The organism is Massilia jejuensis (assembly GCF_042656795.1).
GTDB classification, from domain to species: domain Bacteria; phylum Pseudomonadota; class Gammaproteobacteria; order Burkholderiales; family Burkholderiaceae_D; genus Telluria; species Telluria jejuensis.
On record NZ_JBHSMS010000023.1, the window covers coordinates 64,572 to 77,774 of the forward strand.

At 64.5% G+C, this 13,203-nt stretch carries 18 protein-coding genes; all 18 read right to left on the bottom strand.

What is annotated here, in order from left to right:
• Positions 1-134: 134 nt before the first annotated feature.
• The gene (gene tatC, locus ACFPOU_RS05935) at positions 135-890 is read right to left on the bottom strand and encodes a twin-arginine translocase subunit TatC (protein WP_379718161.1); all 756 of its coding nucleotides are present in this window, start codon (positions 888-890) and stop codon (positions 135-137) included.
• A gap of 6 nt (positions 891-896) precedes the next feature.
• Entirely contained in the window at positions 897-1,388 is a 492-nt protein-coding gene (gene tatB, locus ACFPOU_RS05940) for a Sec-independent protein translocase protein TatB (RefSeq protein WP_379718163.1), read from the bottom strand.
• 15 nt (positions 1,389-1,403) lie between these two features.
• A complete protein-coding gene (gene tatA, locus ACFPOU_RS05945) occupies positions 1,404-1,649 on the bottom strand; it encodes a Sec-independent protein translocase subunit TatA (RefSeq protein WP_379718165.1) in 246 nt (81 codons plus the stop codon).
• 116 nt (positions 1,650-1,765) lie between these two features.
• Positions 1,766-2,140, bottom strand: a complete 375-nt coding sequence (locus tag ACFPOU_RS05950; RefSeq protein WP_379718167.1) for a histidine triad nucleotide-binding protein — start codon at positions 2,138-2,140, stop codon at positions 1,766-1,768.
• Positions 2,141-2,235: 95 nt separating this feature from the next.
• The gene (locus ACFPOU_RS05955) at positions 2,236-2,577 is read right to left on the bottom strand and encodes a phosphoribosyl-ATP diphosphatase (protein WP_379718168.1); all 342 of its coding nucleotides are present in this window, start codon (positions 2,575-2,577) and stop codon (positions 2,236-2,238) included.
• Positions 2,574-2,993: a phosphoribosyl-AMP cyclohydrolase gene (hisI, locus tag ACFPOU_RS05960; protein ID WP_379718170.1), complete on the bottom strand. Its 420-nt coding sequence runs from the start codon at positions 2,991-2,993 to the stop codon at positions 2,574-2,576. Before hisI ends, ACFPOU_RS05955 begins: the two co-directional genes overlap by 4 nt.
• Before the next feature lie 2 nt (positions 2,994-2,995).
• Positions 2,996-3,757 (bottom strand): imidazole glycerol phosphate synthase subunit HisF, encoded by a 762-nt coding sequence (gene hisF / locus ACFPOU_RS05965; protein WP_379718172.1) that lies wholly within the window; start codon positions 3,755-3,757, stop codon positions 2,996-2,998.
• 17 nt (positions 3,758-3,774) lie between these two features.
• The gene (gene hisA, locus ACFPOU_RS05970; RefSeq protein ID WP_379718174.1) at positions 3,775-4,551 is read right to left on the bottom strand and encodes a 1-(5-phosphoribosyl)-5-[(5-phosphoribosylamino)methylideneamino]imidazole-4-carboxamide isomerase; all 777 of its coding nucleotides are present in this window, start codon (positions 4,549-4,551) and stop codon (positions 3,775-3,777) included.
• A 47-nt stretch (positions 4,552-4,598) separates the two neighbouring features.
• Entirely contained in the window at positions 4,599-5,240 is a 642-nt protein-coding gene (hisH, locus tag ACFPOU_RS05975) for an imidazole glycerol phosphate synthase subunit HisH (protein WP_379718176.1), read from the bottom strand.
• A gap of 4 nt (positions 5,241-5,244) precedes the next feature.
• Positions 5,245-5,835: an imidazoleglycerol-phosphate dehydratase HisB gene (gene hisB, locus ACFPOU_RS05980; RefSeq protein WP_379718178.1), complete on the bottom strand. Its 591-nt coding sequence runs from the start codon at positions 5,833-5,835 to the stop codon at positions 5,245-5,247.
• Between the two features lie 28 nt (positions 5,836-5,863).
• A complete protein-coding gene (gene hisC, locus ACFPOU_RS05985) occupies positions 5,864-6,961 on the bottom strand; it encodes a histidinol-phosphate transaminase (protein WP_379718180.1) in 1,098 nt (365 codons plus the stop codon).
• Positions 6,958-7,800: a DNA-methyltransferase gene (locus ACFPOU_RS05990; protein WP_379718182.1), complete on the bottom strand. Its 843-nt coding sequence runs from the start codon at positions 7,798-7,800 to the stop codon at positions 6,958-6,960. The genes hisC and ACFPOU_RS05990 overlap by 4 nt, the downstream gene beginning before the upstream one ends.
• The gene (hisD, locus tag ACFPOU_RS05995) at positions 7,797-9,125 is read right to left on the bottom strand and encodes a histidinol dehydrogenase (RefSeq protein WP_379718184.1); all 1,329 of its coding nucleotides are present in this window, start codon (positions 9,123-9,125) and stop codon (positions 7,797-7,799) included. The genes ACFPOU_RS05990 and hisD overlap by 4 nt, the downstream gene beginning before the upstream one ends.
• A 4-nt stretch (positions 9,126-9,129) precedes the next feature.
• Complete coding sequence (gene hisG, locus ACFPOU_RS06000; protein ID WP_379718186.1) at positions 9,130-9,804, bottom strand: ATP phosphoribosyltransferase; 675 nt, start codon at positions 9,802-9,804, stop codon at positions 9,130-9,132.
• A 7-nt stretch (positions 9,805-9,811) separates the two neighbouring features.
• Positions 9,812-11,062: a UDP-N-acetylglucosamine 1-carboxyvinyltransferase gene (gene murA, locus ACFPOU_RS06005; protein ID WP_379718188.1), complete on the bottom strand. Its 1,251-nt coding sequence runs from the start codon at positions 11,060-11,062 to the stop codon at positions 9,812-9,814.
• Positions 11,063-11,299 (bottom strand): BolA family protein, encoded by a 237-nt coding sequence (locus tag ACFPOU_RS06010; protein WP_056341013.1) that lies wholly within the window; start codon positions 11,297-11,299, stop codon positions 11,063-11,065.
• A 44-nt stretch (positions 11,300-11,343) separates the two neighbouring features.
• Positions 11,344-12,111 (bottom strand): ABC transporter permease, encoded by a 768-nt coding sequence (locus tag ACFPOU_RS06015; protein ID WP_379718190.1) that lies wholly within the window; start codon positions 12,109-12,111, stop codon positions 11,344-11,346.
• Positions 12,108-13,040, bottom strand: coding sequence for an ABC transporter ATP-binding protein (locus ACFPOU_RS06020; protein WP_379718192.1), 933 nt, complete (start codon positions 13,038-13,040; stop codon positions 12,108-12,110). The genes ACFPOU_RS06015 and ACFPOU_RS06020 overlap by 4 nt, the downstream gene beginning before the upstream one ends.
• Positions 13,041-13,203 lie beyond the last annotated feature (163 nt).

Below are 13,203 nucleotides of genomic sequence, written 5' to 3' on the forward strand. Positions count from 1 at the left end.
GAATTATATCAACGCGCTATCCCGTAATGACGGGATTTCCGCACAATGATGTTTTTTCACACCCTGGGGAAAGGAACCGTTTTGCGCAAGACAAAGCCGGGCAAGCCCGGCTTCATCGATCGTGGCGCGCTCGCTCAGGCCGGCTCTTCCGGCGCTTGCGTCATGCGCGTAAACATCGGCGCGACCAGCAAGCCCAGTTCGAACAGCAGGCACATCGGAATGGCCAGGGCCAGCTGGCTGACCACGTCCGGCGGCGTGACGATGGCGGCGATGACGAAGGCGCCCACGATCAGGTAGGGACGGATCGATTTGAGCTTCTCGACGCTGACAATGCCCATGCGCACCAGGATCACGACCACCACCGGCACCTCGAAGGTGGCGCCGAAGGCCAGGCACATCGACATCACGAAGTCGAGGTAGTTCTCGATGTCGGGCATGACGGCGATCGAGGACGGGGCGAATTCGGCAATGAAATGGAATACGCGGCCGAAGACGAGGAAATAGCAGAACGCGACGCCGCCGATGAACAGCGCCGAGGACGAGATCACCAGTGGCAGCACCAGCCGCTTCTCGTGCGCGTACAGGCCAGGGGCGACGAAGGCCCACAGCTGGTAGAAGACCCAGGGTAGCGCGACGATCAGCGCGAGCATGAGCGTGACCTTCATCGGCACCAGGAAGGGCGCGACGACGCCGGTGGCGATCATTTTCGCACCCGGCGGCAGCGAGGCGAGCATCGGCTCGGCGAGGAAGTCGTAGATTTCCTTCGGCCCCGGCCAGATCATCAGACCGATGCAGACGATCGCCACGCCGATGATGGCCTTGACGAGGCGGTCGCGCAGTTCGACGAGGTGGGAAATGAAGGTTTCTTCGACTGGCGCTTCTTCGGTCATGTAGTTCTAAAAGAATGAATTCGTGGATTTCACGCCAGGGCGGAACTTGCGCACGCGCGCAGCGCCCGACAGCACCCGGGTCTTGGCGCCGTTGCGGTGCTTGTACCAGGCCGGCACGGCGGAGCTGCGCACGAGTTTCTTGCGCCGGAAATCCTTGGCCTTGCGCTCGAGGTTATCCATGCTGGCGGCAGGCGCCGGCGCGCTCGGCTGGATATCGCCGCGCCAGGCGGCCTCGACTTCCTGGACGCTGCTCTGCATGTGGAACTCGACATCCGACTTGAACTCGGCCGCGCTGTCGTGCACCTCTTTTTGCAGGTTGCGCAGCTCGTCGAGCTGGATTTCGCGGCTGACCTCGGACTTGACGTCGTGCAAGTAGCGCTGGGCGCGGCCATACAGCGTGCCGGCCATGCGCGCTACCTTCGGCAGCTTTTCAGGGCCGATCACGATCAGCGCCACCACACCGATGATGGCCAGCTTCGACAATCCCAGATCGATCATACGGCGGCGACCGGATTACGAACGGTGCTTTTCACGGGTCTCGACGTCGATCGTCGATTTGTCCGCGACCTGGCTCGGGTGGACGGTGGTCGTGGTCGTCGTATTGACGGTCGACTTTTCTTCGTCGCCCTTGACGCCATCCTTGAAGCCCTTGACGGCCTTGCCGATGTCGGAACCCACGTTGCCCAGCTTTTTGGTGCCGAACAGCAGCACCACCACGACCAGCACGATGACCCAGTGCCAAATGCTCATTGAACCCATTTCGATCTCCTCAGCAGGCGCCCGGCGCCCGCAATCGTTAAAGCCTGGTTGATACCTACGGCGCCAGTATAAGCCATGCTGGCGTTGGTGACGCTTAGTAATCCCTTAGCAAGCGCTCAGGTGCCGAGGCCGCGCCAGGGGCGTTCGCCGCCATACACGTGCATGTGCAGGTGATAGACCTCCTGCCCGCCGTTGGGACCGGTGTTGATCAGGGTCTTGTAGCCGCCGCTGCGCTTGCCGTCGGCGTTGGTCGTCACCGCCACGCCATGTTCGGCAGCAAGCCTGGGCGCCAGCGCCAGCATCTTGCCCAGCAGCGCCGTGTGCTCGGCGCCCACGTCGGACAAGGTGTCGAGGTGCCGCTTCGGAATCACCAGCAAGTGCACCGGCGCGGCCGGATTGATGTCCTTAAACGCGAGCAGGTCCTCGTCTTCGAACACGACGTGCGCCGGAATCTGCCCGGCGGCAATCTTACAGAAAATGCAGTGCTCCATACCTGTCTCCAATCTTTGTTGCTGCGGCAACTGCACCGCAGGACAATCCGAACCATCTTAATCGAGGACGATGACGGCGCCGTGACGCCGCGCCATCAGTCTGCCTTGCGCGAGGCCTTTTCGTCCAGGCCGGACAAGCCCTCGCGGCGCGCCAGCTCGTCGATCACTTGCTGCGGCGTGAGATCGAACCTGGCCAGCAGCACCATCGAATGGAACCACAGGTCGGCCACTTCGTACACCAGCGCGGCCGACTCGCCGGAGACGCGCGCATCTTTCGCCGCCATCACGGTCTCGACCGCCTCTTCACCGATCTTTTTCAGGATCGCATCGTCGCCCTTGGAAAACAGCTTGGCGACATACGAGGTCGCCGGGTCGCCGCCGTTTTCCAGCTTGCGCGATTCGATCGTTTGCGCCAGGCGCGCCAGGGTCGTGCTCATGGGGCCTTCTTGTTCGTGTAAATCGTCTCCGGGTCCTGCAGCACCGGTTCCACCGCCTGCCAGTCGTCGCCGTCGAATTTCTGGTAGAAGCAGGAATGGCGCCCGGTGTGGCAAGCGATGCCGCCGGCCTGCTCGATCTTGAGCAGCACCACGTCTTCGTCGCAGTCGAGGCGCATCTCCAGCACTTTTTGCGTGTGCCCGGATTCCTCGCCCTTGTGCCAGAGTTTTTTGCGCGAACGGCTCCAGTACACCGCTTCGCCCAGTTCGGCCGTGCGCGCCAGGGCATCGCGGTTCATCCAGGCGAACATCAGGATGTCGCCCGTGGCGGCTTCCTGGGCGATGACGGGCACCAGCCCGTTTTCGTCCCAGCGCACTTTTTTCAGCCAGGCCGCATTGGCCGTCGTCGAATGGGGCATGCTCACTCCAGGCGCATCGGGATGCCCAGGCCGGCCATGAAGCGTTTCGCTTCGCCGACCGTGTGCTGCCCGTAGTGGAAGATGGATGCGGCCAGCACCGCGTCGGCATGACCGGCCAATACGCCATCGGCCAGGTCCTGCAGGCCGCCGACCCCGCCCGAGGCGATCACGGGGATGCCGACCGCATCGGAGACGGCGCGCGTCAGGCCCAGGTCGAAACCGGATTTGGTGCCGTCGCGGTCCATGCTGGTGAGCAGCAATTCGCCCGCGCCCAGCTTTTCCAGCTCGATCGCCCATTCGACCGCATCGATGCCGGTCGCGTTGCGTCCGCCGTGGGTGAACACTTCCCATTTGCCGGGGCCGGCCTGCTTGGCATCGATGGCCACGACGATGCACTGGGCGCCGTGCTTTTGCGAGGCCTCGAACACCAGCTGCGGATTCTGCACGGCCGAGGTGTTCATGCTGACCTTGTCGGCGCCGGCATTGAGCAGGCGGCGCACGTCTTCCACGCGGCGCACGCCGCCGCCGACGGTGAGCGGAATGAAGACGGTCGAGGCGACCGCTTCGATGATCGGCAGGATCAGGTCGCGGTTGTCGGAAGAGGCGGTGATGTCGAGGAAAGTGATTTCGTCGGCGCCCTGGCCGTCGTAACGGCGGGCGATTTCGACCGGGTCGCCGGCATCGCGCAGTTCGGTGAAATTGACGCCCTTGACGACGCGCCCTCCGGTGACGTCGAGGCAGGGAATGATGCGTTTTGCGAGCATAGTGTTTCCCAGGCCTGTCAAGCCTGTTCGCCCTCGGTCAGTTCGTCGGCGCGCGCCTGGGCCGACGCCAGGTCGATCGTGCCTTCGTAGATCGAGCGGCCGCAGATCACGCCTTCGATGCCTTCGTCCTGCACCGCGCACAGCGCCTCGACGTCGGCCAGGTTGTGCAGGCCGCCCGAGGCGATGATCGGGATGCGCACCGCTTGCGCCAGGCGCACGGTCGCTTCGATGTTGATGCCGCCCATCATGCCGTCACGGCCGATGTCCGTGTAGATGATCGATTCGACGCCGTAGCCCTCGAATTTCCTGGCCAGGTCGATGACTTCGTGGCCGCTCATCTTGCTCCAGCCGTCGGTGGCGACCTTGCCGTCTTTCGCGTCGAGGCCGACGATGATGGAACCCGGGAAGGCGCCGCAGGCGTCGTGCAGGAAGCCCGGATTCTTGACGGCGGCGGTGCCGACGATGATGTAGCTGATGCCGTCGTCGAGGTAGCGCTCGATGGTGTCGAGGTCGCGGATGCCGCCGCCCAGCTGGACCGGGATCTCGTCGATGCCGTTTTCTTCGGCATATTCCTGCACGACCTGCAGGATCGACTTGATGGCCGGCTCGTTCTTCGGCTTGCCCGCGAAGGCGCCGTTCAGGTCGACCAGGTGCAGGCGGCGCGCGCCCTTCTTGAGCCAGTGCAGGGCCATTTCGGCGGGGTCTTCGGAAAAGACGGTGGCGAGGTCCATATCGCCCTGTTGGAGGCGAACGCAGTGACCGTCTTTCAGGTCGATGGCGGGGATCAGCAGCATGGTCGGTATCGTGTAGTTGGCGGAAACGGTAGCGTGAACGCGCGCGTTCACGGATTCCAGTGGATGAAATTGTGATACAGGCGCAGTCCGGCGGCCGCGCTTTTTTCGGGGTGAAACTGGGTGGCGACGATATTGTCGCGCGCAACGGCGCAGGTGTAGGCGCCGCCGTAGTCGGCTTCGCCGATGGTGTCGCCTGCGTGTTCGGGCGCGACGTAATAGCTGTGCACGAAATAGAAATAGCTGGCGTCGTCGACGCCGTTCCACAGCGGGTGCGAGCGCGTTTGCCGGACGCGGTTCCAGCCCATCTGCGGCACCTTGAAGCGCGAGCCGTCGGCCTGCAGCTTGCCGTCGAGCTGGAAGCGTACCACCTTGCCCGCGAACAGGCCCAGGCCCGGCGTGCCGCCATTTTCCTCGCTCTCGTCGAACAGCATCTGCTCGCCGACGCACACGCCCATGACCGGACGGCTGTTCACGGCCCGCAGCAAGGCTTCTTCGGCGCCGGACTCGCGCAGGCTGGCCATGCAGTCGCGCATCGCGCCCTGCCCCGGCAGCACGATGCGGTCGGCCGCATCGATGTCGGCCGCCTTGTTCGACACCAGGATCTGCGCTTGCGGCGCGGCCGCGCGCAGCGCCTGCGCCACCGAGCGCAGGTTGCCCAGGCCGTCGACCACCACAATCTTGTTCGTCATGGCTCTACAGGCTGCCTTTGGTCGAAGGGATGATGCCGGCGGCGCGCTCGTCGAGCGTGGTCGCCATGCGCAGCGCGCGCCCGAAGGCCTTGAACACGGTCTCGCACTGGTGGTGCGCGTTCACGCCGCGCAGGTTATCGATGTGCAGGGTCACGCCGGCGTGGTTCACGAAGCCGCGGAAGAATTCGCCCGTCAGGTCGACATCGAAGCTGCCGATCATCGCGCGCGTCCACGGGATGTGCATTTCCAGGCCCGGACGGCCCGAGAAATCGATCACCACGCGCGACAGCGCCTCGTCCAGCGGCACGTAGGCGTGGCCGTAGCGGGTCATGCCCTTCTTGTCGCCGACGGCCTTGGCGATGGCCATGCCGAGCGTGATGCCGGTGTCCTCGACGGTGTGGTGGGCGTCGATGTGCAAGTCACCCACTGCCTCGACTTCCAGGTCGATCATGCCGTGGCGCGCGATCTGGTCGAGCATGTGGTCGAGGAAGGGCACGCCGGTGTTGAGTTTCTGGCGGCCGGTGCCGTCGAGATTGAGCGAAACCCGGATCTGGGTTTCGTTGGTGTTGCGGGTGATGTCTGCGGTGCGGGTCATGAAAGGGTGCTCGTCTGTTCAGGGCGGCTCACGCTGGCGTGAGCGCGGCCTTGAGGGCATTCAGGAATGCGGAATTTTCTTCCGGGGTGCTGACCGTGACACGGATGCAATTGGCCAGCGATCCATGCATTTTACTCAAATTTTTGATCAGCACCTTCTGGTCCAGGAGTTTTGCGCCAACGGCGGCCGCATCCGGCACGCGCAGGGTGATGAAATTGGCCTTCGATGGAAATACTTGGACTCCCGGCAGCGCCGCCAGTTCGGGCATCATCCGCTCACGCTCGGCAATGATGCTGGCGGCCTGGGCGTCGAGCACGTCGATATGGTCGAGCACGAATTCGGCCGCCACCTGGGTCAGCACGTTGACATTGTAGGGCGGGCGCACCTTCTCGAACTCGGCCAGCAGGCGCGGATGCGCCGTCATGTAGCCGAGGCGGATGCCGGCCAGGCCGAGCTTGGAGACGGTGCGCATCACGACCACATTGTCATGCTCGGGCAGGCTGCCCATGAGCGTCGTACCGGCGAACGGCTGGTAGGCTTCGTCGATCACGACGATGCCCTTGTCGCCCAGCGCCTCGACGATGGCGTCGACGTCGCCCGTATCGAACAGGTTGCCGGTCGGGTTGTTCGGGTAGGCCAGGAAGACCACCGCCGGCTGGTGCAGGGCGATCGCCGCGAGCATGGCGTCCATGTCGAGCGAGAAATCGTCTTTCAGCTTGACGCCGACGAAGTCGGCGCCCGCGAACTGGGCCGAGCGCGCATACATGACGAAGGCCGGCACCGGTGCCAGCACGCTGGCGCGCCGCTTCTGGTTGGCGACGGTGGTGGTGACGATCTGGATCAGCTCGTCCGACCCGTTGCCGAGCAAGACATCGTAGCCGGCCGGGATGCCGAGCTTGCCGATCACCTTTTCCTTCAGGGTGGCGTAGGACGCCACCGGATAGCGATTCAACACCGCATCGGCCAGGCGCCGGCCCAGCTCCTCGCGCAGCGCGCGCGGCAGCCCGTAGGGGTTTTCCATCGCGTCGAGCTTGAGCAAGCCCGAGGAATCGGGCACGACATAGGCGCTGTTGGCGCGGATGTCTTCGCGGATGACGTTGGCGATCAGGTTGTCGATGAAGCTCATGCTTGTTCCTCGGTGGCGCCGACCGCGCGCATGACCGCCTTGGCGGCGCGCGCGATGCTCTTGCGCTGTTTGATGGTCGGACTCGGCTTGGGCGCGGCCAGGCGCGCGGCGATGATGGCGCAGTATTCCGGGTTCAGTTCGAAACCGGTGAACCGGCGGCCCAGGGCGCGCGCCGCGATGGCGGTGGTGCCGCTGCCCATGAACGGGTCGAGCACGACGCCGCCCGGCGGGCAGGAAGCCTTGATCATGCGTTCGATGATCTCGAGCGGCTTTTGCGTGGGGTGGTCGGCGCGCTCGGGATGCTCGCGGTGCAGGCGCGACACGCTCCACAGGTCCTTCGGGTTGTAGCCGACTTCGAGCCACTTGGCGCCGATGAAGATCGAGCGCGAGCGCGCCTTCTTGGTCGCCGCGTCATACGGGATGCGCACCGCATCGAGGTCGAAATAATAATCCTTGCGGTTCACGAAGAAGCCGATCGTGTCGTGCACGGACGAAAAGCTGCGCACGCTGCCGCCCATCGAGGGCACGCGCCGGTCCCAGATGATCTCGTTCATCATCGTCATGCGCTTCTTCAGCATCACGAAGATCTCCGGCGCGAAGCGCCAGGTCAGGAAGATGTACAGGCTGCCGTTGGCTTTGAGCTTGGGCAGCGCGGCATCGATCCACCCCTCGGTCCAGGCCAGATAGGCGGCGACGCTTTGCTGGTCGGAGCCGTTGCCGTAGTCCTTGCCGAGGTTGTAGGGCGGGTCGGTCAGGAGCAGGTCGACGGAGCCATCGGGGATGCGCGCCAGCCCTGCCAGCGCATCCTCGCAAAAGACCTGGTCGACCCAGCCGGTCATGGGCGCTCGATGCCGGCACCGCGGAGCCGGAGTTCGGCACTGCGCGCGTGCGCCTGCAAGCCTTCGCCATAGGCGATTTCGGCAGCGATCTTGCCGAGCGTCTGGGCGCCGGCCTCGCTCACTTCGATGATCGACGAACGCTTCTGGAAGTCGTACACGCCCAGCGGCGAAGAAAAACGCGCCGTGCGCGAGGTCGGCAGCACGTGGTTCGGACCGCAGCAGTAGTCGCCCAGCGATTCCGACGAAAAGCGGCCGAGGAAAATGGCGCCGGCGTGGCGGATCCGGTCGGCCCACTGGCGCGGGTTCTCGGCCGAGATCTCGAGGTGTTCGGCGGCGATGTCATTGGCGATCGCGCAAGCCTCGGCCATGTCGCGCACCTTGATCAGGGCGCCCCGGTCGGAGAACGAGGTGACGATCGTTTCACGGCGCGTCATCGTCGGCAGCAGCTTGTGGATGCTCGCTTCGACCTGGGCGATGTAATCGGCATCGGGACACAGCAGGATTGCCTGCGCCAGTTCGTCGTGCTCGGCCTGCGAGAACAAATCCATCGCCACCCAGTCCGGATCGGTGGTGCCGTCGCACAGCACCAGGATTTCGGACGGGCCGGCGATCATGTCGATGCCGACCGTGCCGAACACGCGGCGCTTGGCGGCGGCGACGTACGCATTGCCGGGGCCGACGATCTTGTCGACCGCGGGAATGGTCTCGGTGCCGTAAGCGAGCGCGCCGACCGCTTGCGCGCCGCCGATGGTGATCACGCGCGTCACCCCGGCAATCGCGGCGGCCGCCAGCACGATCCGGTTCTTCACGCCGTCCGGGGTCGGCACCACCATCACGATGTCCTTGACGCCGGCAACCTTGGCGGGAATCGCGTTCATCAGCACCGACGACGGGTAGGTGGCCTTGCCGCCGGGGACGTAGATGCCGACGCGGTCCAGGGGCGTGACACGCTGGCCCAGCACAGTGCCGTCGGGCTCGGTGTAGGTGAAGCCGTTCAGTTCATGCTTCTGGCGCTCGTGGAAGACGCGAATGCGCTCGGCGGCGGTCTGCAGCGCGCCACGCTGGGCCTGCGGCAGGCCGTCGAGCGCCGCCTGCAGTTCTTCCTGCGGGACCTCGAAGGCAGCCATGCCGGTGGCGCCGACGCGGTCGAAGCGGTTGGTGTACTCCAGTACCGCGGCGTCGCCGCGCGCTTTCACGTCACGCAGGATGGCCGCCACGCTGGACTCGATCGCATCGTCGGTCTCGGCCTCGAAGGCGAGCAGCGCATGCAACTGCTGCTGGAAGCCGTCCTGGGTGGAATCGAGTGTGCGGATCCGTATCGACATGGTGTCAGCCTTGTGTTTTTGAGGCCCGTTCAAAAGCCTCGATGATGGGTTGCAGGCGCGCGCGCTTGAGTTTCAAGGCCGCCTGGTTGACGACCAGGCGCGAGGAGATCTCCATGATCTTCTCGACTTCGACCAGGTTGTTCGCGCGCAGGGTATTGCCGGTCGAGACCACGTCGACGATGGCGTCCGAGAGCCCGACCAGCGGCGCCAGCTCCATCGAGCCGTACAGCTTGATCAGGTCGACGTGCACGCCCTTGCTGGCGAAGTGCTGGCGCGCGGTGTTGACGAACTTGGTCGCCACGCGCAGGCGCGCGCCCTGGCGCACGGCGCTTTCGTAATCGAAGCCGGCGTTGACCGCCACCGACATGCGGCAGGCGGCGATGTTCAGATCGACCGGCTGGTACAGGCCTTCGCCGCCATGCTCGAGCAGCACGTCCTTGCCGGCCACGCCGAAATCGGCCGCGCCATACTGGACATAGGTCGGCACGTCGGTGGCGCGCACGATCAGCACGCGCACGCCCGGGTCGTTGGTCGCCAGAATCAGCTTGCGTGAAGTTTCCGGGTTTTCGAGGACGCTGATGCCGGCCGAGGCCAGCAGCGGCAGCGTGTCGTCGAAGATCCGGCCTTTCGAGAGCGCCAGGATCAGGCCCGGTTCGGTCGATTGCGTTGCGATACTCATAATGCCCTTATTTGATGCGCACGATCTCGGCGCCGACCTGCGACAGTTTCACTTCCATGCGGTCGTAGCCGCGGTCGAGGTGATAGATGCGGTCGATCAGGGTGGTGCCTTCGGCGGCCATGGCGGCGATCACCAGCGAGGCCGAGGCGCGCAGGTCGGTCGCCATCACTTGCGCGCCGGCCAGGCGCGGGACGCCCTTGATGAAGGCGGTATTGCCCTCGGTCGAGATCTGCGCGCCGAGGCGGTTCATCTCCTGCACATGCATGAAGCGGTTCTCGAAGATCGTCTCGGTCACGCGGCTCGGGCCGGCGGCGATCGTGTTGACCGCCATGAACTGGGCCTGCATGTCGGTCGGGAAGCCCGGGTATTCGGTGGTGCGGAAGGAAACCGGCTGCGCTCGCCCGTCCATGCGCGCGCGGATCGTGTTCGATCCGATCTCCATCTGCAATCCGACTTCGCGCAGCTTGTCGAGGGCGACGTCGAAAATGTCGGTGCGGGTGTTGGTCAGGACGATATCGCCGCCGGTGGCCGCCACCGCGCACAGGAAAGTCGCCGCTTCGATGCGGTCGGAGATGACGGCGTGCCGGGCGCCATGCAGCTCGGCCACGCCCTGGATCACCAGGCGCTCGGTGCCGATGCCGTCGATCCTGGCGCCCATGGCCACCAGCAGGTTGGCCAGGTCCGTCACTTCCGGCTCGCGCGCGGCGTTTTCCAGCACCGTCTCGCCTTCGGCCAGGGTCGCGGCCATCAGCAGGTTCTCGGTGCCGGTGACGGTGATCATGTCGGTCAGGATGCGCGCGCCCTTGAGCTTTTTCGCCTTGGCGTAGATATAGCCGCCTTCGATCGTGATCTCGGCGCCCATCTGGCGCAGGCCCTTGATGTGCTGGTCCACGGGACGCGAACCGATGGCGCAGCCGCCCGGCAGCGAGACCTTGGCTTCACCGAAACGCGCCAGCAAGGGTCCGAGCACGAGAATCGACGCGCGCATGGTCTTGACCAGCTCGTACGGCGCTTCCAGGCGCGTGATGCCGGCGCCGTTCAGGGTGACGTTCTCGTCGTCCCGGGTCACCTTCAGACCGGTCTGCTCGAGCAGCTTCAAAATGGTTTTCACGTCATGCAGGCGCGGCACGTTCGACAGCGCGACGTCGCCGGCGGTGAGCAGGCCCGCGCACAGGATCGGCAGCGCCGCGTTCTTGGCGCCGGAGACGGCGATATCGCCGTTCAGGCGCTTGCCGCCCACGATTTGGAGCTTGTCCATTTATCCTCCGTATTCTTCGGGCGTCAGGGTTTTCATCGACAGTGCATGGATCTCTTCGCGCATGCGGTCGCCCAGCGCCGCATAGACCAGCTGGTGGCGCTGGATCGGGCGCTTGCCGGCAAAGGCAGGCGAGACGATCAGGGCCGAGAAGTGACGTCCATCGCCCTCGACCTGCAAGTGCGTGCATTGCAGGCCGTTTTCGATGTAGCTGTGGATCAGTTCTGGAGTGGTCGACACGATAATTCCTAAGGTTTTATATGCAATACAGTTCAATGACGCACTCAGTGGCGCAACTTGTACCCGCCGCGCAGCAGCCTGATCGCCACTGCCGCCAGCACCACGAAGAAGGCCGAGACGATGGCAAGGCTGGTCCAGGGCGAGATATCGGACTGGCCGAAGAAGCCGTGGCGGAACCCGTCAATCATATAAAAGAACGGGTTGAAATGCGAGACCGCCTGCCAGAATGCCGGCAGCGAGTGGATCGAATAGAACACGCCGGCGAGAAAAGTCGCCGGCATGATCAGGAAATTCTGGAATGCGGCCAGCTGGTCGAACTTATCGGCCCAGATACCGGCGATCACGCCGAGGGTGCCGAGAATGGCCGCGCCCAGCAGGGCGAACACGATGATCCACAGGGGCGCGGCGAAGCTCAGGTGCGCGAACCAGGCGGTAATGGCGAACACGCCGGCGCCAACCACCACGCCGCGCACGACGCAAGCGGCCACATAGGCCAGCAGGATTTCCCAGTGCGACAAGGGCGGCAGCAGGATGAATACCAGGTTGCCGGTGATTTTCGATTGGATCAGCGAGGACGAGGCATTCGCGAAGGCGTTTTGCAGCACGCTCATCATCACCAGGCCCGGCACCAGGAAGGCGGTATACGACACGCCCGGATAGACCTCGACCCGCCCTTCCAGCACGTGGCCGAAGATGAGCAGGTACAGCATGGCGGTAAGGATCGGCGCGGCGATGGTTTGCGTCGCCACTTTCCAGAAGCGCAGCATCTCTTTGTAAAACAGGGTACGGAAACCCACGGAAACGAAACTCACAGCGTGCCCTTGTCCATGATTTGCAGGAAGATATCCTCGAGGTCGGCCTGCTGCAGCTGCATCTCGTCGATGACCGCCCCGCTCTCGCGCAGGCGCGCCAGGATCGGCTCGACTTCCGCATAGTCGTTCACGCGCAGGCTGTAGGTGTTGCCGGTGCGGCTGCCATTCCCATTGCCGCGCTCGTCATGCGAGACCAGATGGCGCAGGCCGGCCGGCAAGGCGCCGCTTTTCAGGTGCACGGTCAGCTGCGAGCCCGACACGCGGCGCAGCAGCGCCGCCATCGTGTCCAGGGCCACGACTTGTCCGGATTTGAGCATCGCCACGCGCTCGCACATGGCTTGCGCTTCTTCCAGGTAATGAGTGGTGAGCACGACCGTATGCCCGCCTTCGCGGTTCAGGCGGGAAATGAACTTCCACAGGGTCTGGCGCAGTTCGACGTCGACGCCGGCGGTCGGCTCGTCCAGGACGATGACGGGCGGCTTGTGCACCAGCGCCTGGGCGACGAGCACGCGCCGCTTCATGCCGCCCGACAAAGCGCGCATGTTGACATCGGCCTTGCTGGTGAGATCGAGGTTTTCCATGACCTCGTCGATCCACTTGTCGTTGTTCTTGATGCCGAAATAGCCTGACTGCAGGCGCAGCGTTTCGCGCACCGTGAAAAAGGGATCGAACACGAGTTCCTGCGGCACCACGCCCAGGTTCTTGCGCGCTTCGCGGAAATCGGTGACGACGTCGTGGCCGTGGATCTGGACGCTGCCGGCGTCCGGCCTGATCAGACCGGCGACGGTGGAGATCAGGGTGGTCTTGCCGGCGCCGTTCGGACCGAGCAGGCCGAAGAACTCGCCCTGTTCGATCGTCAGGGAGACACCCTTCAAGGCCTGGAAGCCCTTGTAGCTTTTCTCGACGCTGTTAATCTGGATCGCTGTCATTATTCTTCGAAGGTGGCCGGGCACAGGCGTGCGCGAACCGGGCGGGGAAACGGCCCATTATAGGGGAAATCGGGAATACAAGAGCCTGACGGCATTGGGAGGGGCGCACGCGGCAGGGCGCGCGATCGGCAGCGGCGCTACCGAACAGGAGAGAAGGAAGTGC